This window comes from Raoultella sp. T31 (assembly GCF_002806725.1).
GTDB lineage: Bacteria > Pseudomonadota > Gammaproteobacteria > Enterobacterales > Enterobacteriaceae > Klebsiella > Klebsiella electrica.
In genome coordinates, this window is the sequence record NZ_PIBO01000004.1 from 66,849 (window position 1) to 86,141 (window position 19,293).

At 58.1% G+C, this 19,293-nt stretch carries 18 protein-coding genes; 7 read left to right on the forward strand and 11 right to left on the reverse strand.

Annotated features, from left to right (window positions below):
- Window positions 1–43: 43 nt before the first annotated feature.
- Genes CWM52_RS04035 through rfaD form a run of 4 tightly spaced genes read right to left on the reverse strand, consistent with a single transcriptional unit; the run spans window position 44 to window position 4,172 of the window.
- Window positions 44–1,207 carry a glycosyltransferase family 4 protein gene (locus CWM52_RS04035; protein WP_100682907.1) on the reverse strand — a complete coding sequence of 388 codons (1,164 nt, stop codon included), beginning with the start codon at window positions 1,205–1,207 and terminating at the stop codon, window positions 44–46.
- Window positions 1,207–2,169, reverse strand: coding sequence for a lipopolysaccharide heptosyltransferase RfaC (gene rfaC, locus CWM52_RS04040; RefSeq protein WP_100682908.1), 963 nt, complete (start codon window positions 2,167–2,169; stop codon window positions 1,207–1,209). Before rfaC ends, CWM52_RS04035 begins: the two co-directional genes overlap by 1 nt.
- A gap of 3 nt (window positions 2,170–2,172) precedes the next feature.
- Window positions 2,173–3,231: an ADP-heptose--LPS heptosyltransferase RfaF gene (gene rfaF, locus CWM52_RS04045; RefSeq protein WP_100682909.1), complete on the reverse strand. Its 1,059-nt coding sequence runs from the start codon at window positions 3,229–3,231 to the stop codon at window positions 2,173–2,175.
- A gap of 8 nt (window positions 3,232–3,239) precedes the next feature.
- Window positions 3,240–4,172, reverse strand: a complete 933-nt coding sequence (gene rfaD / locus CWM52_RS04050) for an ADP-glyceromanno-heptose 6-epimerase (protein WP_100682910.1) — start codon at window positions 4,170–4,172, stop codon at window positions 3,240–3,242.
- Between the two features lie 213 nt (window positions 4,173–4,385).
- Between rfaD and kbl the strand changes: the two genes are divergently transcribed.
- Both kbl and tdh read left to right on the forward strand, forming a co-directional pair.
- Window positions 4,386–5,579: a glycine C-acetyltransferase gene (gene kbl, locus CWM52_RS04055; protein WP_100682911.1), complete on the forward strand. Its 1,194-nt coding sequence runs from the start codon at window positions 4,386–4,388 to the stop codon at window positions 5,577–5,579.
- 9 nt (window positions 5,580–5,588) lie between these two features.
- Window positions 5,589–6,614, forward strand: a complete 1,026-nt coding sequence (tdh, locus tag CWM52_RS04060) for an L-threonine 3-dehydrogenase (protein ID WP_100682912.1) — start codon at window positions 5,589–5,591, stop codon at window positions 6,612–6,614.
- Between the two features lie 136 nt (window positions 6,615–6,750).
- Here tdh and CWM52_RS04070 read toward each other — a convergent pair whose 3' ends face one another.
- The 3 genes from CWM52_RS04070 to gpmM are packed head-to-tail and all read right to left on the reverse strand — an operon-like array spanning window position 6,751 to window position 10,530.
- Window positions 6,751–7,701, reverse strand: coding sequence for a divergent polysaccharide deacetylase family protein (locus CWM52_RS04070; protein ID WP_165785338.1), 951 nt, complete (start codon window positions 7,699–7,701; stop codon window positions 6,751–6,753).
- A gap of 3 nt (window positions 7,702–7,704) precedes the next feature.
- Window positions 7,705–8,976 carry a murein hydrolase activator EnvC gene (gene envC, locus CWM52_RS04075; RefSeq protein ID WP_100682914.1) on the reverse strand — a complete coding sequence of 424 codons (1,272 nt, stop codon included), beginning with the start codon at window positions 8,974–8,976 and terminating at the stop codon, window positions 7,705–7,707.
- A gap of 9 nt (window positions 8,977–8,985) precedes the next feature.
- A complete protein-coding gene (gene gpmM, locus CWM52_RS04080; RefSeq protein ID WP_100682915.1) occupies window positions 8,986–10,530 on the reverse strand; it encodes a 2,3-bisphosphoglycerate-independent phosphoglycerate mutase in 1,545 nt (514 codons plus the stop codon).
- A gap of 245 nt (window positions 10,531–10,775) precedes the next feature.
- On the opposite strand from gpmM, the gene CWM52_RS04085 reads away from it, so the two are divergent.
- The 5 genes from CWM52_RS04085 (at window position 10,776) to cysE (ending at window position 14,013) form a co-directional block, all read left to right on the forward strand.
- The gene (locus CWM52_RS04085) at window positions 10,776–11,207 is read left to right on the forward strand and encodes a rhodanese-like domain-containing protein (protein WP_100682916.1); all 432 of its coding nucleotides are present in this window, start codon (window positions 10,776–10,778) and stop codon (window positions 11,205–11,207) included.
- A 110-nt stretch (window positions 11,208–11,317) separates the two neighbouring features.
- Entirely contained in the window at window positions 11,318–11,569 is a 252-nt protein-coding gene (gene grxC / locus CWM52_RS04090; protein WP_100682917.1) for a glutaredoxin 3, read from the forward strand.
- A 58-nt stretch (window positions 11,570–11,627) separates the two neighbouring features.
- Complete coding sequence (gene secB / locus CWM52_RS04095) at window positions 11,628–12,095, forward strand: protein-export chaperone SecB (protein ID WP_004868904.1); 468 nt, start codon at window positions 11,628–11,630, stop codon at window positions 12,093–12,095.
- Entirely contained in the window at window positions 12,095–13,111 is a 1,017-nt protein-coding gene (gene gpsA / locus CWM52_RS04100; RefSeq protein WP_100682918.1) for an NAD(P)H-dependent glycerol-3-phosphate dehydrogenase, read from the forward strand. Before secB ends, gpsA begins: the two co-directional genes overlap by 1 nt.
- Window positions 13,112–13,191: 80 nt before the next feature.
- Window positions 13,192–14,013 (forward strand): serine O-acetyltransferase, encoded by an 822-nt coding sequence (gene cysE, locus CWM52_RS04105; protein WP_004106845.1) that lies wholly within the window; start codon window positions 13,192–13,194, stop codon window positions 14,011–14,013.
- 784 nt (window positions 14,014–14,797) lie between these two features.
- Here the strand turns inward: cysE and trmL are convergent.
- The 4 genes from trmL to lldP form a co-directional block, all read right to left on the reverse strand.
- A complete protein-coding gene (gene trmL / locus CWM52_RS04110; protein ID WP_100682919.1) occupies window positions 14,798–15,271 on the reverse strand; it encodes a tRNA (uridine(34)/cytosine(34)/5-carboxymethylaminomethyluridine(34)-2'-O)-methyltransferase TrmL in 474 nt (157 codons plus the stop codon).
- Between the two features lie 92 nt (window positions 15,272–15,363).
- On the reverse strand, window positions 15,364–16,548 hold the full coding sequence (lldD, locus tag CWM52_RS04115) for an FMN-dependent L-lactate dehydrogenase LldD (protein ID WP_100682920.1): 1,185 nt from the start codon (window positions 16,546–16,548) through the stop codon (window positions 15,364–15,366).
- Window positions 16,548–17,321: a transcriptional regulator LldR gene (gene lldR, locus CWM52_RS04120; RefSeq protein ID WP_100682921.1), complete on the reverse strand. Its 774-nt coding sequence runs from the start codon at window positions 17,319–17,321 to the stop codon at window positions 16,548–16,550. Before lldR ends, lldD begins: the two co-directional genes overlap by 1 nt.
- Window positions 17,318–18,973: an L-lactate permease gene (gene lldP, locus CWM52_RS04125; RefSeq protein WP_100682922.1), complete on the reverse strand. Its 1,656-nt coding sequence runs from the start codon at window positions 18,971–18,973 to the stop codon at window positions 17,318–17,320. Before lldP ends, lldR begins: the two co-directional genes overlap by 4 nt.
- Between the last annotated feature and the right edge of the window lie 320 nt (window positions 18,974–19,293).

Below are 19,293 nucleotides of genomic sequence, written 5' to 3' on the forward strand. Positions count from 1 at the left end.
GTTAAGTATTGTTTTTCTGATTTTTGAGCTGTCTAAGGTCACGCTATGCATCCACAAGTTCGCTGATGGTAGAGTTAAAATCACGGACAAAGGTCGTGGCATCGAAATGCGCTTTTACGTGCTCAAAAGCATGTTGGCGGAAAAGCTCGTAGTCGTTATTCACGATGTATAGCACCGCGTCGGCGCATTTTTCCGGCGATAACAGCCGCGGGGGAAGTAGCGCGTCTTGCTGCGGATAATAAACATCGTGGGGGAAGTTGACGTTCACACCGCAGAGTCTGAAATGCTCCTCCGGCGTCACGTCCGGCGTAATACCAATGCCGCAGTATCCGTTCTTAACCACTTCCGGTTGCCCGTCAATTAACGGGTAAATAACCGGCACGCCGTAAAACAGAGCTTCCAGGCAGGACAGACCAAAGGGTTCTGTAACCGGTGTGCTGAGATAAATATGAATATTGTTGAAAAAATGACTTAAGTCGTCGTGGAAACCGAGAAAATTGACGCGATCGGCAATACCTGACTTTTCGGCAAGCGCTTTAAACTGCTGCTCATCTGGCCCTTTACCGACAATATCGAGGGTGACGTTGGTACCCCGATCGAGAAGATTTTTTAACGTTAACAGCGCGACGCTTATCCCCTTCAGACCAACCAGCCTTGCCGCTACGCCCAGACGCAGGGGGGCAGAGAGGGGCTTATCGCCGGTAAAAATATTGTCAGGCGGCGTAATGCGGTTGGTGAGCACCCTGGAAGGACACGGCAGGTTGAAGCGTAACGTCATGACCCGCTGAGAGGCATAGGATGCGGAAATATAGCCGCTCAGGGAGGCAAAGAAGCCGGACGTTTTTTTATTGTGAGGGTAGCGCCAGGAGCAGCCATGATCGTAATAAATCACCTTTCCCCGGGACGGTCTGGCAGCAAATACGGGGACCAGATCCCAGACGATTATAACGTCTGCATTGGCCAGCCAGGTCCGGGTCTGCAACGCATACTTGCGCAGGAACGGCGGAAACTTCACCGGACAGCCGTTGATTATCCGGTTTACGAAGGTGATATGACGGCCCTTCAGATGCTGCGCGATTTCCGGACCAATATTGTTGCTGATGCAAAAAATACGATCCTGTCCGGCGGTGATATCATGAATGTACTGTAAGAAGAGGCGCTCGACGCCCCCCATCTTTTCCAGATTAATCACATGGATTTTGCGCATTAAACCACTCCTCTTATCGCCCGCCATATCGTCTCTGCACTTATATCGCTGGTTGCTTTCGTTGGTGATATGAGCGTGTGCTGGTTTTTACCATATCCGCCAATCAGCCCCGGATCGGTCGGGCCATACAGCGTAAAGTTGGGTTTATCGAGCGCAGCGGTAAGATGGCTTAGTCCGGTATCGACGGAGACAACCGCGCGAGCGCCCGCCAGCACCTGAGCGACCTGCTCAAGACTCATGCGCGGCAGTACGTCGACAAAGGCGTGACCCTCCGCCAGGCGCTTAGCCCGCGCTTCTTCATGCGGCGCTCCCCACGGCAGCTTAATACGTAGCCCGCTGGCGGCCAGCAGGTCGATCAGCGCCCGCCAGTTTTCTTCCGGCCAGTGTTTGTCATCACGCGTCGTCGCGTGCAGAAACACCAGATACGGCTCGGCAGAGGGGTTATCCAGGTGCATAAAATGGCGTGCAATGGCGTAATCGCCCTGCGCGTCGGGTTTGGCGTAGCCCAGGCTTTTGGCGAACAGTTCGCGGGTGCGCTCAACGGCATGCTGCTGTTTCGCAATATGGTGGCGGCGATTGTAGAACAGGCTTGCCAGCGGCTCGCGAGCGGTTTGCCAGTCCATACCGTGCTTCACGCCGTGCGCCAGCCGGGTGACCAGCGCGGCGCTTTTGACCAGACCCTGGGCGTCGATAATCGCGTCATATTTGTGCGCCCGTACGGCGTCGCGAAAGGCCTGGCGTTCGGCCTTCACCGGCGCGGAAAACCAGGCTTTACGCCAGCGGCGAATGGCGACGGGAATCACCCGATCGACCGCTTCATGCCAGGACGGAATCTGTGCGAACCCCTCCTCGACGACCCAGTCAAAGCGAATACCGGGAAACGCCTGCGCGGCATCGGTCAGCGCGGGCAGCGTATGCAGGACGTCGCCCATGGACGAGGTTTTTACGATCAATACCCGCATCCGTTACGCTTCCTCTTTATCGGTTTTTTCCTGCAGGAGCGCGTTTAGCTCTTCCTGTACGCGCTGCGGCGTAATATCGATCAGACTCTGATGATACCCTTGTGCGGCATCGCCCTTACGTACCTTGTGGTAGCCGCTAATCAGGCGAATCACCCGCGCTTTATGCGACAGCGGGGGAGTGAAGTCCGGGCTGCTTGGGCCATACAGCGCCACCAGCGGGCGGTCCAGCGCGGCGGCGACGTGCATCAGGCCGGAATCGTTGCTGACCACCGCTTTACAGGCGGCAAGCAGAATGACGGCCTGCTCAAGCTGGGTCTCCCCGGCCAGATTGCGACACCAGGCCTGCTGTTCGCTGCTCAGCGCGGCGATGATCTCTTTGCCCGCTTCGTTATCTTTGGCCGAACCGAACAGGACTATCTGGTAACCGTCGTCGATAAGCTGTTTCGCCAGCTCAGCGTAGTGATAGTGCGGCCAGCGTTTTGCCGGGCCAAACTCTGCGCCGGGGCAGAAGCCGATCATTGGGCGATCGGCTGAGAGATTAAACGCGCTACAGGCCTGCGATTTTTCGCCTTCATGAACCTGCAGTTGCGGCCACAGCAGCGGCTGCGGCAGGTCTTTGGCGCTGCGCATGACGCCCTTGTCATAGGCCAGCGCGACATAGCGTTCAACCATCAGCGGCCAGGCGTCTTTATCCAGCGCCCGCGCGTCGTTCAGCAGACCGTAGCGCATCTCGCCGCGCCAGCCGGTGCGGTGCGGGATGTTGGCGAAGAACGGCACCAGCGCCGATTTAAACGAGTTGGGCAGCACATAAGCACGATCGTAGCGACGCTCGCGCAGGCTGTGCCCCAGCTTACGTCGTTCGCCGATAGCCAGCGCGCCATGGCCGAGCGGCATCGGGATTGCTTCGTTAACTTCCGGCATGCGCGACAGCAGCGGACGGCACCACGCAGGTGCCATCACGTCGATTATCGCCTGGGGATAGCGCGCCCTGAGCGTGCGATAGAGACTTTGCGACATCATCATGTCGCCCACCCAAGACGGGCCAACCACCAATATTTTCATGTTATGTCTTACGCGTCGCGGTTGAGCCAGGCCATATATTCCGTTACGCCCTCGGCAACGGTTTTAAACGGTTTGTCGTAGCCTGCTGCGCGCAGGTTGGTCAGATCCGCCTGGGTAAATGCCTGGTAGCGGCCTTTCAGCTTCTCCGGGAACGGGATGTATTCGATGCTGCCTTTCTGGTGATATGCCAGCGCGGCATCGGCTACCGCCTGGAAAGATTCCGCGCGGCCGGTGCCGAGGTTGAAAATGCCGGATACGCCGTTTTCCCAGAACCACAGATTCACCGCCGCCACGTCGCCCACGTAGACGAAATCGCGTTTGAAGCCATCGCTGCCTTCGAACAGTTTCGGACTTTCGCCATTATTCAGCTGGGTATTGAGGTGGAAAGCCACGCTCGCCATGCTGCCTTTGTGGCCTTCACGCGGCCCGTAGACGTTGAAATAGCGGAAACCGACAATCTGCGAGTCGGCTTCCGGCAGGATCTGGCGGACGTATTCGTCAAACAGGAATTTGGAGTAACCGTAAACGTTCAGCGGCTGCTCATATTCACGGGATTCGATAAAGTCGCTGGTGCGACCGCCGTAGGTGGCCGCCGACGAGGCGTACAGGAACGGGATCTGACGCTCCAGGCAGTAGTGCAGCACCTCTTTAGAGTACTGATAGTTGTTATCCATCATGTACTTGCCATCCCACTCTGTGGTGGAAGAGCAGGCACCTTCGTGGAATATGGCTTCAATTTCGCCGAACTCTTCCCCGGCCATCACCTGAATCAGGAAGTCTTCTTTATCCATGTAATCAGCGATATCCAGGTCTACCAGGTTAGCAAACTTGGTGCCGTCTTTCAGATTATCTACGACCAAAATGTCGGTAATGCCTTTGTCATTCAGGGCTTTAATGATGTTGCTGCCGATAAAGCCTGCGCCGCCGGTAACGATGATCATAACTGTAACCTTTAAAGTATGGCGTCCAGAGACAATCCGGACACGGATACTCATATCATATCACCACATGGAGCAGGCTTCAGCCATTCGCCGTAACGCGGGGTGGTGAGCGTGATTTATGCTGCAAATAATTCATTCAGGAATGCATCATCTCGTATCAGCGTATAGCTTTGGGTAATATGTGCCAAATTTTGCCAAATCTGGAGAGTTGCAATGCGTGGTGATTTTTACGAACAGTTGACCAATAGCCTCGAGACCGCTCGTGCGGAAGGGTTATTTAAAGAAGAACGCATTATTACGTCGGCGCAGCAGGCGGATATAACCGTCGGCGGCAGCAACGTGATTAACTTCTGCGCCAATAACTATCTGGGTCTGGCTAACCATCCGCAGCTGATTGCCGCCGCGAAAGCGGGGATGGACAGCCACGGTTTTGGTATGGCTTCGGTGCGCTTTATTTGCGGGACGCAGGACAGCCACAAAGCGCTTGAGAAGAAGCTGGCGGAGTTCCTCGGCATGGAAGATGCGATTCTCTACTCCTCCTGCTTTGACGCCAACGGCGGTCTGTTTGAAACCCTGTTAGGCCCGGAAGATGCCATTATTTCCGATGCCCTGAACCACGCCTCCATCATCGACGGCGTACGTTTGTGTAAAGCCAAACGCTACCGTTATGCCAATAACGACATGCAGGAGCTGGAGGCGCGTCTGAAAGAGGCCCGTGAAGCCGGCGCGCGTCATGTGTTGATCGCCACCGACGGCGTATTCTCCATGGACGGCGTGATTGCCAACCTGAAAGGCGTCTGCGACCTGGCGGATAAATACGATGCGCTGGTGATGGTCGACGATTCCCACGCCGTCGGCTTTGTCGGGGAAAACGGTCGCGGCTCTCATGAATACTGCGCTGTGATGGGCCGTGTCGATATCATCACCGGGACATTAGGTAAAGCGCTGGGCGGCGCGTCCGGCGGCTATACCGCCGCGCGTAAAGAGGTGGTTGAATGGCTGCGCCAGCGCTCGCGTCCGTATCTGTTCTCCAACTCGCTGGCCCCGGCGATTGTCGCTGCCTCCATCAAAGTGCTGGAGATGGTGGAGTCCGGCGCCGAACTGCGCGATCGCCTGTGGGCCAACGCGCGCCTGTTCCGCGAAAAAATGACCGCTGCGGGCTTTACGCTGGCCGGCGCCGATCACGCGATTATCCCGGTCATGCTGGGCGACGCCGTGATTGCGCAAAACTTTGCGCGCGAGCTGCAAAAAGAAGGGATTTACGTGACCGGGTTCTTCTATCCGGTGGTACCAAAAGGCCAGGCGCGTATTCGTACCCAGATGTCGGCGGCGCATACCCCTGAACAAATTGAACGTGCGGTGGAAGCCTTTACCCGCATCGGTAAACAACTGGGCGTGATTGCCTGAGGGCGTGAGATGAAAGCGTTATCCAAACTGAAAGCGGAAGAAGGCATCTGGATGACCGACGTACCGGAACCGGAAGTCGGCCATAACGATCTGCTGATCAAAATCCGCAAGACCGCGATTTGCGGTACCGACGTACACATCTATAACTGGGACGAATGGTCGCAAAAAACCATCCCGGTGCCGATGGTTGTAGGGCATGAATACGTCGGCGAAGTGGTGGGTATCGGCCAGGAAGTACGCGGCTTTAAGATTGGCGATCGCGTGTCCGGTGAAGGGCATATTACCTGTGGCCACTGCCGCAATTGCCGCGCCGGGCGCACGCACCTGTGCCGTAATACCATCGGTGTGGGGGTTAACCGTCCGGGCTGCTTCGCGGAATATCTGGTGATTCCGGCTTTCAACGCCTTCAAAATCCCCGACAACATTTCTGACGATCTGGCGTCGATTTTTGACCCGTTTGGCAACGCGGTTCACACGGCGCTCTCTTTCGATCTGGTTGGCGAAGATGTGCTGGTTTCCGGCGCGGGACCGATTGGCATCATGGCGGCGGCGGTCGCTAAACACGTCGGCGCACGTAATGTGGTTATCACGGACGTTAACGAGTATCGACTGGGCCTGGCGCGTAAAATGGGCGTGACGCGTGCCGTTAACGTCGCCAGGGAGAGCCTGGCCGATGTGATGGCCGAACTGGGGATGAGCGAAGGGTTCGATGTGGGTCTGGAAATGTCCGGTGCGCCGCCAGCGTTCCGCACCATGCTGGACACCATGAACCACGGCGGTCGTATTGCGATGCTCGGTATTCCGCCGTCGGATATGTCGATCGACTGGACCAAAGTTATCTTCAAAGGGCTGTTTATCAAAGGGATTTATGGCCGGGAAATGTTTGAAACCTGGTACAAGATGGCGGCCTTGATCCAGTCTGGACTGGATTTGTCACCGATCATCACCCACCGTTTTGCCATTGATGAGTTCCAGCAGGGCTTTGATGCGATGCGATCTGGCCAGTCCGGTAAAGTGGTTCTGAGCTGGGATTAACCTCAGAACACGGCAGCCCGGCTGCGGCCGGGCTATAGGCAATCTTGTACAGTGTTATGAAGTATTTGAAAGCCTGGTATGCTTTTGACGATAAACGGGAATCTGTCGCGGAACAACGAACAGATTCCCGATCCGCTTAGTTCGTCGGGTTGTCCCAGCCCTGCCATTTCAGCTGGTAGTACTGCACCAGAGGGCTGTGGCTGATACTTTCGCTCAGGACGCTGAAGAAGCGGCTGGCGTACACCGGCTCCGGCGGATGCTTCGTCTTACAGAACTTCACGCCGCGGAACGGATTACGCGGCGACGTTGGCGGCGTGGTTGCCGACGGCGGCAGCCCGCTGTCCGGCCTTGAGGTATCGATCTGCGGCTCGTTCAGCAGGTTGCTCGGACGCACCAGGGTGATATCCGGCGGCAGGTTATAGACCATTTGCTGCAGGACGCGCACCGTGGTGGGATGCGGGTGACCGATAGCAATCGCGGAACCGTTGCGGCGCGCCAGCGCGATGGCGCGGTTGAACTGGACGCGAATATCGGCCTCATTCTGCGTGTCATCGAGGAACACTTTGCGCTTGATAACCTTCACCCCGGTGCCCTGCGCCGCGCGCATGGCCTGGGTATTGCCGATGGTGACGCTGTCGAGGAAATAGAGATTGTAGCGCTCCAGCGCCTGCATCACCTTTTGCATCCCGAACAGGCTGGAGGTCATCGCGCTGCCCATATGGTTGTTCAGGCCAACGGCGTACGGTACTTTGCCATAGGCGTCGCGGATGATGCGCTCGATCTCATCGCTGCTCATATCCGGGCGCAGGGTGTCTTTTTCCAGCGGTTGCTTGCTGAGCGGCGCCATTGGCAGGTGGATGAGGACCTCGTGACCGAGATTATGCGCCTTGCTCGCCATTTCACGGGCGTGAGGGGCGTTGGGTAATACGGCGACGGAGATCGTTGCTGGCAGCGCCAGTACCTGATTTTCGGTTTGTGGACGATAGCCAAAGTCGTCAATAACGATCGAGAGTTTGCCGGCAAATGCTGGCGAGGCCATAGCCAGCGTACCGGCTACCGCGAATGCAATTCTGCGAAATTGAAGCAAAACTTATCTTCCCAACCACGGCTGTGGATTGACCGCCTGACCCTGGCGACGAATTTCGAAATAGAGCGACGGACGGCCCTGACCGCCGCTGCTGCCTACGAGAGCAATCGGCTGGCCCGCCCGGACCTGAGTGCCGACGCTGACCAGCGCGCTTTGGTTATAGCCGTAAAGGCTCATATCGCCTTTACCGTGTTCAACGACCACCACCAGGCCGTAGCCCTGTAGCCAGTCGGCGAGAATCACCCGGCCATCGGCGATTGCCTTGACCTCGGTGCCTTCAGACGCAGCGATAACCATCCCTTTCCAACGTAGTTCACCTTGCAGCTGTTCGCCATAACGATGAAGCAACGTTCCGCGTACCGGCCAGTAGGCCTGACCGCGCGGAGAGCCGAGACCGCCGGTGCGGGACATCAGCGAACGTTCGCTTTCGGTCGGTTTGTAGGTGGTGCCTTTCCGCGAGGCATCCTGCTGACGATCGCGCACGGCCTGTGCCTCGCGAGCCTCACTCTCAGCGCGGGCCTTCGCGGCGGCTTCTGCCTGCGCGATCCGACCGCGCAGGCGCGATTCGTTAGCCCGCATTTCGCCCAGCTGCTGTTGACCTTGCTGAATAGACGATTCAAGGCCTGAAAGGGTTTTCTTACGTTCGTTACGCGCCTGTTCCAGTTTGGCCTGCTGTGCGCGCTGCTCGTAAACCAGCGTTTGCTGTTGGCTCTGCTTTTCTTCCAGCTGCGCTTTTTGCGCGGAGACCTCTTCGCGCGTCTGTTTCAACTGGGCGATCGTCTCCTGGCGGGCCTGGTTCAGGTAACCGTAGTAAACCTGCATGCGCTGGTTACGCTGACCCTCTTCACCGCTGAGGATCATTTGCATCCCGGTATGCGGCCCCTGGCGGAACGCGGCATCAAGCTGCGCGGACAGGTTGCGCTCCTGAGTGGCGCGCTGACGCTCCAGTTTAGCGATGGACGCGTTCATCTCGTCAATCTGCTTGTTCAACTGGTTCAGGGTATCCTGAGTTTCGCGTAATTTGCGGGTGGCCGCAGAGATAGCTTCTTCCTGAGCCCTGAGCTGGGCGAGCAGGGAAGAACGTTGCTGCTGTTGCTGCTGTATCGCTCTCTGCTTGGCGGCGATATCGGCCTGAATTGATTTGAGCTGGTCGCGGTCATCCGCCTGAGCGGGTGCGGCGCACAGCAATACGCCAGCGCTGAGTGCGCTGGCGTAAAGGACGGATCGAACAGCCGTTGCGATCCATGTATTTGAATAAGTCGCCTTTCCCCTCATGGGGAAGGATTATTCCACGATGAACAGCGGCTTGCCAGTCATCTCTTGCGGGATTTCCATTCCCATCAGCGACAGCATGGTTGGCGCGATATCGGAAAGCTTGCCGCCTTCGGCGACTTTCACCGATTTATCGCCAACGTAGATCAGCGGCACCGGCAGGTTGGTGTGGGCCGTATGGGCCTGGCCGGTTGCCGGGTCGCGCATCTGCTCAGCGTTACCGTGATCGGCGGTAATCAGCAGCTGGCCGCCGACGGATTCTACCGCTTTGGCGACCTGATCGATGCAGTTGTCCAGCGTTTCAACGGCTTTAATTGCCGCTTCCATCACACCGGTATGACCGACCATATCGCCGTTCGGATAGTTACAGATGATGGTATCGTACTGACCGCCCTTGATGGCGGCCACCAGTTTTTCGGTCAGCTCGGCGGAGCTCATTTCCGGCTGCAGGTCGTAGGTGGCGACTTTTGGCGAGTTGATCAGAATACGCTCTTCGCCTTTGAACGGCTCTTCAACGCCGCCGTTAAAGAAGAAGGTCACGTGGGCGTATTTCTCGGTTTCGGAGATGCGCAGCTGAGTCTTGTCGTTCTTCGCCATCCACTCGCCGAAGGTGTTGGCCAGGGATGCCGGCGGATATGCGCAGGCGACTTTGATGTCGGCGGCATATTCGGTCAGCATCACGAAGTCGAGTTTGACCTCTTTCTTACGGGCGAAACCGTCGAAATCGGCGTTTACGAAGGCACGGGTGATTTCACGGGCGCGGTCAGCACGGAAGTTCATGAAAATCAGCGCGTCGCCGTCTTCCATCGCGGCATCGGCCTGGCCGTTGGCACGGATGACGGTCGCCTTCACGAATTCGTCGTTTTCATCGCGGGCGTAGGCGGCCTGCAGACCGGCAACGGCGCTGTCGGCCTGGAACTCGCCCTGCGCCAGAGTCATCAGATCATACGCCTGCTCAACGCGGTCCCAGCGATTGTCGCGGTCCATGGCGTAGTAGCGGCCAATAATGGAGGCCACGCGGCCTTTACCCAGCGCGGCAAATTTTTCTTCAAATTTCGCCAGCGAGTTTTCAGCGCTGCGCGGCGGGGTGTCGCGACCATCGAGGAAAGCGTGCAGGTAGATTTTTTCTGCCCCGCGTTCGGCGGCCAGCTCTACCATCGCCATGATGTGGTCTTCGTGGCTGTGAACGCCGCCTGGAGACATCAGGCCCATGATGTGCACGGCTTTACCCGCAGCAACGGCTTTGTCGACCGCGGCGGTCAGCACCGGGTTTGCAAAGAACGTGCGTTCTTTGATTTCGACATCGAGACGGGTCAGATCCTGGTAAACGATACGACCGGCGCCGAGGTTAACGTGACCCACTTCAGAGTTGCCCATCTGGCGATCCGGCAGACCGACCTCGAGACCAGAAGCATCAATCAGCGTATGGGGACGTTTCGCCCACAATGCGTCCATGACTGGCGTTTTCGCGCTATAAATCGCGTTATCCTGCTGGTCTTCACGATAGCCATAGCCATCCAGAATGACCAGTACCATCGGCTTTTTAGAATTCGACATTGCGACAACCTCATGCTCAAAGACAGAAAATTTGCGTAATTTTACTACAGCTGAATCGTTCAAAGCACCGTAAAAGATCAAAGAAAGAGAGCGTCGGGCCCGCGCGAAAGTCGTCGGAAGGGGATTTTTTCGTGACGGGCCGCAGAAAATACATTACATCGCGCTCACTGGCTGTATTTGCCGCAATGCACAGGTATACTCCTTCCCTGGTTTTTTTATCACTTAGTCGGGAGTTGTAACCCCCCATGCAAGAAATTATGCAATTCGTCGGCCGTCACCCCGTCCTGAGCATCGCGTGGATCGCGCTGCTGGTGGCGGTGCTGTTCACCACCTTTAAGGGGCTGATGTCGAAAGTTAAAGTCATTACCCGTGGCGAAGCGACGCGTCTGATCAACAAAGAAGATGCCGTGGTTGTCGACCTGCGTCAGCGTGACGACTTCCGTAAAGGCCATATCGCGGGCTCCATCAACCTGCTGCCGAGCGAAATCAAGGCAAATAACGTTGGTGAGTTGGAAAAACACAAAGCACAACCCATTATAGTGGTAGATGGTTCCGGTATGCAGGCGCAAGAGCCTGCCAGCGCGCTGAATAAAGCCGGATTTGAAAAGGTCTTTGTACTGAAAGAAGGCATTGCTGGCTGGAGCGGCGAAAACCTTCCGCTGGTACGCGGCAAATAAATTTACCCACGTCTTTATGACGTAGCCAGGTTTCCCCCACTGCGGCGAGCCGTCGGGGGGCAGCCTTGTCTGCGGCGTAAAATCCTGCGGGTAAAAACAGGAGTGAAGTCATGGCCAATATTGATATCTACACCAAAGCGACCTGTCCGTTCTGTATTCGTGCAAAAGCACTGCTGAACAGTAAAGGCGTAACGTTCAATGAACTGCCGATCGATGGCAATGCCGCGAAGCGTGAAGAGATGATTGAGCGCAGCGGTCGTACGACGGTTCCGCAGATTTTTATTGATGAGCAGCACATTGGCGGCTGTGACGACTTGTATGCGCTTGATTCACGTGGTGGACTTGATCCCCTGCTGCGCTAATTTTGCGTCTGCCCAGGTCGGGTAGGCGTATTTAAGGACAACACGAAAGGGTTTTACTATGTCAGAACAAAACAGCACCGAAATGACGTTCCAGATCCAGCGTATCTATACCAAGGATATTTCCTTTGAAGCGCCGAATGCGCCGCAAGTTTTCCAGAAAGACTGGCAGCCGGAAGTTAAACTTGATCTGGACACTGCTTCCAGCCAGCTGGCTGAAGGCGTCTACGAAGTGGTGCTGCGCGTAACCGTAACCGCTGCGCTGGGCGAAGAAACCGCATTCCTGTGCGAAGTACAGCAGGGCGGCATCTTCTCCATCGACGGCATTGACGGCAACCAGATGGCGCATTGCCTCGGCGCATACTGCCCGAACATTCTGTTCCCGTATGCGCGTGAGTGCATTACCAGCCTGGTGTCTCGCGGTACCTTCCCGCAACTGAACCTTGCGCCAGTGAACTTCGATGCGCTGTTCATGAACTATCTGCAGCAGCAAGCTGGCGAAGGTGCCGAACAACATCAGGATGCCTGATGAACGCACTTAATGCTGCAATGACTGTGATCGGTGCCGGCTCATACGGCACCGCTCTTGCCATCACCCTGGCAAGAAATGGCCACGATGTTGTGCTCTGGGGCCATGACCCGAAACATATCGCGACGCTGCAACATGACCGCTGCAACGCCGCTTTCCTTCCTGACGTCCCTTTCCCTGACACGCTGCATCTTGAAAGCGATCTATCTGCCGCGCTGGCGGCCAGCCGCGATATTCTGGTTGTGGTGCCCAGCCATGTCTTTGGTGAGGTTCTGCGGCAGATTAAACCGCTGATGCGCCCGGATGCGCGCCTGGTCTGGGCGACAAAAGGCCTTGAGGCCGAAACCGGTCGCCTGTTGCAGGATGTCGCGCGCGAAGCGCTGGGCGACACGATCCCGCTGGCGGTCATTTCCGGCCCGACCTTTGCCAAAGAACTGGCGGCAGGGCTGCCGACGGCCATTTCGCTGGCGTCCACGGAGCCGCAGTTTGCCGACGACCTGCAGCATTTACTGCACTGCGGTAAAAGCTTCCGCGTCTATATCAACCCGGACTTTATCGGCGTGCAGCTTGGCGGGGCGGTGAAAAACGTTATCGCCATTGGCGCCGGGATGTCTGACGGCATCGGCTTTGGCGCCAATGCGCGTACGGCGCTGATAACCCGGGGTCTGGTTGAAATGTCTCGTCTCGGTACCGCGCTGGGCGCCGATCCGGAAACCTTTATGGGGATGGCGGGGCTGGGCGATCTGGTGCTGACCTGCACCGATAACCAATCGCGTAACCGCCGCTTCGGCATGATGCTCGGTCAGGGTATGGATGTGCAAAGCGCGCAGGATAAGATTGGCCAGGTGGTTGAAGGCTATCGCAATACCAGGGAAGTTCGCGTTCTGGCACAGCGTTTAGGTGTCGAAATGCCAATAACCGAGGAAATTTATCAGGTATTGTATTGCGGAAAAATTGCGCGCGAGGCAGCATTGACTTTATTAGGCCGTGCGCGCAAGGACGAGCGCAGCAATTAATCTTAAAGGAACCTTTGTCACCTCGATGACCCGGTCAGCGTAGAACTGGCCGGTCATTCTGCTATCGCCTGGAGTCAGCAATGCCGTGTGAAGAACTGGATATCGTCTGGAATAATATTAAAGCCGAAGCCCGGGCTCTGGCCGACTGTGAGCCTATGCTCGCCAGTTTTTACCACGCAACGCTACTCAAACACGAAAATCTGGGCAGCGCCCTGAGCTATATGCTGGCGAATAAGCTGGCTTCCCCCATTATGCCGGCTATCGCTATTCGTGAAGTGGTGGAAGAGGCCTATGCCGCTGACCCGGAAATGATCGCTTCCGCCGCCTGCGATATCCAGGCTGTGCGCACCCGCGATCCGGCGGTCGATAAATACTCGACGCCGCTGCTGTACCTGAAAGGTTTCCACGCGCTACAGGCCTATCGCATTGGCCACTGGCTGTGGAATCAGGGGCGCCGCGCGCTGGCGATTTTCCTGCAAAACCAGGTTTCCGTTTCTTTCCAGGTGGATATCCATCCGGCGGCGAAAATTGGCCGCGGGATTATGCTCGATCACGCTACCGGCATTGTGGTCGGCGAAACGGCGGTGATTGAGGACGACGTGTCGATTCTGCAGTCCGTCACCCTCGGCGGGACCGGTAAAACCAGCGGCGACCGCCATCCGAAAATCCGTGAAGGCGTGATGATTGGCGCCGGCGCGAAGATCCTCGGCAATATCGAAGTGGGTCGGGGGGCGAAAATTGGCGCCGGTTCCGTGGTGTTACAGCCCGTACCGCCGCACACCACCGCAGCCGGTGTACCGGCGCGTATCGTCGGTAAGCCAGAGAGCGATAAACCCGCGATGGATATGGATCAGCACTTTAACGGTATTCACCATACCTTCGAGTACGGCGACGGTATCTAGAATCGGGTTACGGTCTGGTGCCGGTATGTAGCCCGGATAAGGCGCGATGCGCCGCCATCCGGGAGCTTCCCCGGCTGGCGCTGCGCTTAGCCGGGCTACGGTCTGGTGCTGGTATGTCGCCCGGATAAGGCGCAGGCGCCGCCATCCGGGAGTTTCCCCCGGCTGGTGCTACGCTTAGCCGGGCTACGGTCTGGCGCTGGTATGTCGCCCGGATAAGGCGCGATGCGCCGCCATCCGGGAGTTTCCCCCGGCTGGCGCTGCGCTTAGCCGGGCTACGGTCTGGTGCCGGTATGTCGCCCGGATAAGGCGCGATGCGCCGCCATCCGGGAGCTTCCCCCGGCTGGCGCTGCGCTTAGCCGGGCTACGGTCTGGTGCCGGTATGTCGCCCGGATAAGGCGCGATGCGCCGCCATCCGGGAGCTTCCCCCGGCTGGCGCTGCGCTTAGCCGGGCTACGGTCTGGTGCCGGTATGTCGCCCGGATAAGGCGCGATGCGCCGCCATCCGGGAGCTTCCCCCGGCTGGCGCTGCGCTTAGCCGGGCTACGGTCTGGTGCCGGTATGTCGCCCGGATAAGGCGCGATGCGCCGCCATCCGGGAGTTTCCCCCGGCTGGCGCTGCGCTTAGCCGGGCTACGGTCTGGTGCCGGTATGTCGCCCGGATAAGGCGCGATGCGCCGCCATCCGGGAGCTTCCCCCGGCTGGCGCTGCGCTTAGCCGGGCTACGGTCTGGTGCCGGTATGTCGCCCGGATAAGGCGCGATGCGCCGCCATCCGGGAATCGCGGAGGCTAACTGCGCAATACCGCGCCAGGATACCCCAGCTGGCGCCAGGCCTCGTACACGACCACCGACACCGCATTTGACAGGTTCATGCTGCGGCTGTCCGGCATCATCGGAATACGGATTTTCTGCTGCGCCGGCAGGGCATCAAGAATGCTGGCCGGCAGGCCGCGCGTTTCCGGGCCAAACATCAAGAAATCGCCATCCTGATAGCTTACCGCGCTGTGAGCCGGCGTACCCTTTGTGGTCAGGGCGAACAGGCGCTGCGGCCTGGCGCTTTCGACGAAGGCCGCATAGTCGCGATGACGCTGAACGGCGGTAAATTCATGGTAATCCAACCCGGCGCGGCGCAGGCGCTTATCATCCCAGGTGAATCCCATAGGCTCGATAATGTGCAGATTGAAGCCGGTGTTGGCACACAGGCGGATGATATTCCCGGTATTCGGCGGGATCTCAGGTTCGAATAGTACAATGTTCAGCATGCTGCCCTGTCTCATTAGGCTCTTAATCGCGCGGGCAGAATAGCAGATATTTGCCCGGCCCTCATCCTCGTGGGAGAGCGCCGGGCGGGGGATTAGGCAGCGTTACCCTGCTTAATCGCATTGAAGGTTTGCAGCGCGTCGGCGTTCTGCACCAGCGAGTCGCGGCTGATTTCGCCGATGGTTTTGGTTCCGGTCAGGGTCATGGCCACCTTCATCTCTTTCTCGATAAGATTCAGCAGGTTGGCTACCCCCTGCTTACCGTGGGTGGCCAGCGCGTAGAGATAGGCGCGGCCCAGCAGTACGCTATCGGCACCCAGCGCAATCATCCGCACCACATCAAGACCGTTACGAATACCGCTATCGGCGAGGATGGCGATATCGCCTTTGACCGCATCAGCGATCGCCGGTAGCGCGCGGGCAGAGGAGAGAACGCCGTCGAGCTGGCGACCGCCGTGGTTGGAGACCACGATCCCGTCGGCGCCGAAGCGTACCGCATCCCGCGCATCCTGCGGATCGAGGATCCCTTTGATCACCATCGGACCGTCCCAGAATTCGCGGATCCACTCAAGGTCTTTCCACGAAATCGACGGATCGAAGTTGTTAGCCAGCCAGCCGATATAATCCTCAAGACCGGTAGGCTTGCCGAGATAGGCGGAGATATTGCCGAGATCGTGAGGGCGACCGTTTAAACCGACATCCCACGCCCACTGTGGGTGAGTCATCGCCTGCCAGTAGCGGCGCATCGCCGCGTTCGGGCCGCTCATCCCGGAGTGGGCATCGCGATAGCGGGCGCCGGGGGTGGGCATATCAACGGTAAACACCAGGGTGGAACAGCCCGCCGCTTTGGCGCGCTCCAGCGCATTGCGCATAAAGCCGCGATCGCGCAGGACGTACAGCTGGAACCACATCGGACGCTTGATGGTCGGCGCGACCTCTTCTATCGGGCAGACGGAAACGGTGGAGAGGGTGAACGGAATCCCTTTATCATCCGCGGCACCTGCCGCCTGCACTTCACCGCGGCGAGCGTACATTCCGCACAGCCCGACCGGCGCCAGCGCCACCGGCATGGAGAGCTTTTCTTTGAACAGCGTCGTCTCCAGGCTCAGGTCCGACATATTCTTCAGGACCCGCTGGCGGAGCGCCACATCAGACAGGTCTTCAACGTTGCGGCGCAGCGTGTGTTCGGCATAGGCGCCGCCGTCGATGTAGTGGAACAGGAACGGTGGCAGGATACGCTGTGCGGCTGCGCGATAGTCGCTGGCGGCTGAAATAATCATCACGGGTTCTCCCTGGCGTTTTCATTGTGGTCACCGGGCAGACGGGTAATTCGCGCCTGGCGGGCCTGGTCTTCATCAAAGTGTTTAATCGTGGCGTGGACAAAGCCTAAATGCGCCATCATCGCCTGCCGTGCGCCTTCGGCGTCACCGGCGAAAATGGCCTCCATCACGGCCTGGTGCTGTTCGGTCAGACGGGCGAATACCGGCGGGACAAGGTACATCCGCTGGCGGCTCTGTTTGACCGAGGATTGCAGGAGGTCGAAAAAGCCGCGCATGGTTTGTAGCAGCACCACGTTGTGCGAGGCTTCGGCGATCGCCAGATGAAAGCGCACGTCGGCCTGCGAGGCGAGGTCCGGGTCCTCGCTCTGGGTGGCTTCAAAGCACAGGCGAATGCGCTCTTTTTCGGCATCGGTTGCCCGCATCGCCGCATGCCAGGCCGTGCTGGCTTCGATGGCGTGGCGGGCTTCCAGAATATCAAAGCTGTAATCGGGGTCGTCGGCGAGCAGCGTTTTTAGCGGCTGAACGATATTCTGTTCCGACCACGTCTCGTGCTGCCAGCGCACGAAGGTCCCGCCGCCGCGACGGCTGACCAGCAGACCTTCGTTCACCAGCATCGCCAGCGCTTCGCGCAGCGAGTTGCGCGATACGCCAAGCTGCGCGGCCAACTGGCGCTCGGCGGGCAGTCGCATGCCCGCCTCCAGCTTTTGTTCTTCAATCAGCGCCCGCACACGACGGACTACATCGTCTGCGAGGCGCCGGGGCATCACTATCATGGGATCATCCAGGTTAAGACATAGGCCTGTAGCGTGGTGATAACGCCAACCATGCAGGTAAAGATCAGGCTGTGTTTTACGGTAAAGCGGAACAGGTCCGACTCTTTCCCCACCAGCCCTACCGCCGCACAGGCGATGGCGATGGACTGCGGCGAAATCATTTTACCGGTGACGCCGCCGGTGGTGTTGGCCGCGACCAGCAGAATATCGGAGACGCCGATCTGCTGTGCCGCGGTCGCCTGCAGCGCGGCGAACAGCGCGTTAGACGAGGTGTCCGAACCGGTCAGGAAGACCCCCAGCCAGCCGAGGAACGGCGAGAAGAAGGTAAACGCGTGGCCGGTATGCGCTAGCGCAAGGGCCAGCGTCGATGACAGCCCGGAATAGTTAGAGATAAAGGCGAACGCCAGCACCATGCCGATAGAGTAAATCGGCAGAGCCAGTTCTTTTAACGTGCTGCCAAAGGTCACCAGCGCGTCTTTCGGTTTCATGCGCAGCCAGACGATGGAAAGTAAAGCCGCAAACAGGATGGCGGTGCCGGTAGCAGACAGCCAGTCGAACTTATACACCGCAGCGTAAGGCGTGGCGGCGCTGACAACCGGCGGCATGCGGGCCACCATCTTATCGAGGAACGGGACGGAGATATTGATGACGAAGTCATACATCGCGCCGCCGGGGGCAAACAGGGCCTTAAACGGCGGAATGCTCCACAGGGTCACGGTGGCGGTCAGGAACAGGAAGGGCGACCAGGCGCGGGCGATCTGCCCGGCGCTGTAATGGGTACGCGCCAGCGTTTGATCGACCTGCGCGGCGCCCATATCGCCAAAGCGGAAGATACGCACCGGCTGCCAGCGTTTGAGGAACAGGGTCAGGCAAACCAGCGACACCAGGGAAGAGATGATGTCCGGCAGTTCCGGGCCGAGGAAGTTGGAGCTGAGGTACTGCGCGATGGCGAACGAGCCACCGGCCACCATGACCGCCGGCCAGGTCTCTTTGACACCGCGCCAGCCGTCCATAATCGCCATAATCCAGAACAGGACGATAATGGTCAGGAACGGCAGTTGACGACCGACCATCTGGCCGATGGCAAAGCTGTCGATACCGGTCACCTGGCCGGCGACCAGAATGGGAATGCCCATCGCACCGAAGGCAACCGGCGCGGTGTTGGCGATCAGACACAGGCCCGCCGCATACAGCGGGTTAAAACCCAGGCCGACCAGCAGCGCGGCGGTAATCGCCACCGGCGCGCCAAAGCCGGCCGCACCTTCGAGGAAAGCCCCGAAGGAGAAGCCGACAATCAGCATCTGCAGGCGCTGGTCAGGGGTAATCGAGAGAATCGACGAGCGGATAATGTCGAACTGCCCGGTCTTGACCGAAATTTTATAGACGAATACCGCGGCGATAATAATCCACGCGATGGGCCACAGGCCGTAAAAGAAGCCGTAGACCACAGAAGTCAGCGCGCGGTCCACCGGCATTTTATAGAACAGCAGCGCGACCGATAGCGCAATGGCCACGGTCCATGTCGCCGCCAGGTACCCTTTGAGCTTGAGCTTTATCAGGGCAAAAAAGAAAAACAGAATCGGTAACGATGCGATAAGACTTGAGAGCCAGATATTACCGGCCGGATCGTAATTTTGTTGCCAGAGGTTCATGCAGGTCTCCATCGGGCCACAAAGATGCGGTGCTGAGTCTGCGCTCCTTGCAGATCACATCTTTTGTAAAACTGGCCCAGCCAAAATTGAGTTGTAGGGTTAACGACAATGAATGGTTAATCAAATGTTATTATCAGGCAATACGTCTGTGACCAAAAATGATGGATATGTGAACCGTTGAGCGGTTTAGGAAATAATTGGTTGGGCCAATAAGAGAGAGGAGTTCATGGACGTGAGTGATATGTGAATCAGCGCCTGCCCGGCTACCAACCGCCAGCGGACACGATTCCGTCGCCCCGGCCAGCGTAGCGCCACCGGGG

Coding starts and splice junctions, on each gene's coding strand:
- cysE (WP_004106845.1), top strand. CDS start 13,192: ATGCCGTGTGAAGAACTGGATATCGTCTGGAATAATATTAAAGCCGAA.
- rfaD (WP_100682910.1), bottom strand. CDS start 4,172: ATGATCATCGTTACCGGCGGCGCAGGCTTTATCGGCAGCAACATCATT.
- lldD (WP_100682920.1), bottom strand. CDS start 16,548: ATGATTATTTCAGCCGCCAGCGACTATCGCGCAGCCGCACAGCGTATC.
- lldP (WP_100682922.1), bottom strand. CDS start 18,973: ATGAACCTCTGGCAACAAAATTACGATCCGGCCGGTAATATCTGGCTC.
- CWM52_RS04085 (WP_100682916.1), top strand. CDS start 10,776: ATGCAAGAAATTATGCAATTCGTCGGCCGTCACCCCGTCCTGAGCATC.
- gpmM (WP_100682915.1), bottom strand. CDS start 10,530: ATGTCGAATTCTAAAAAGCCGATGGTACTGGTCATTCTGGATGGCTAT.
- tdh (WP_100682912.1), top strand. CDS start 5,589: ATGAAAGCGTTATCCAAACTGAAAGCGGAAGAAGGCATCTGGATGACC.
- kbl (WP_100682911.1), top strand. CDS start 4,386: ATGCGTGGTGATTTTTACGAACAGTTGACCAATAGCCTCGAGACCGCT.
- gpsA (WP_100682918.1), top strand. CDS start 12,095: ATGAACGCACTTAATGCTGCAATGACTGTGATCGGTGCCGGCTCATAC.
- rfaF (WP_100682909.1), bottom strand. CDS start 3,231: ATGAAAATATTGGTGGTTGGCCCGTCTTGGGTGGGCGACATGATGATG.
- trmL (WP_100682919.1), bottom strand. CDS start 15,271: ATGCTGAACATTGTACTATTCGAACCTGAGATCCCGCCGAATACCGGG.
- rfaC (WP_100682908.1), bottom strand. CDS start 2,169: ATGCGGGTATTGATCGTAAAAACCTCGTCCATGGGCGACGTCCTGCAT.
- envC (WP_100682914.1), bottom strand. CDS start 8,976: ATGAGGGGAAAGGCGACTTATTCAAATACATGGATCGCAACGGCTGTT.
- lldR (WP_100682921.1), bottom strand. CDS start 17,321: ATGATAGTGATGCCCCGGCGCCTCGCAGACGATGTAGTCCGTCGTGTG.
- grxC (WP_100682917.1), top strand. CDS start 11,318: ATGGCCAATATTGATATCTACACCAAAGCGACCTGTCCGTTCTGTATT.
- CWM52_RS04035 (WP_100682907.1), bottom strand. CDS start 1,207: ATGCGCAAAATCCATGTGATTAATCTGGAAAAGATGGGGGGCGTCGAG.
- secB (WP_004868904.1), top strand. CDS start 11,628: ATGTCAGAACAAAACAGCACCGAAATGACGTTCCAGATCCAGCGTATC.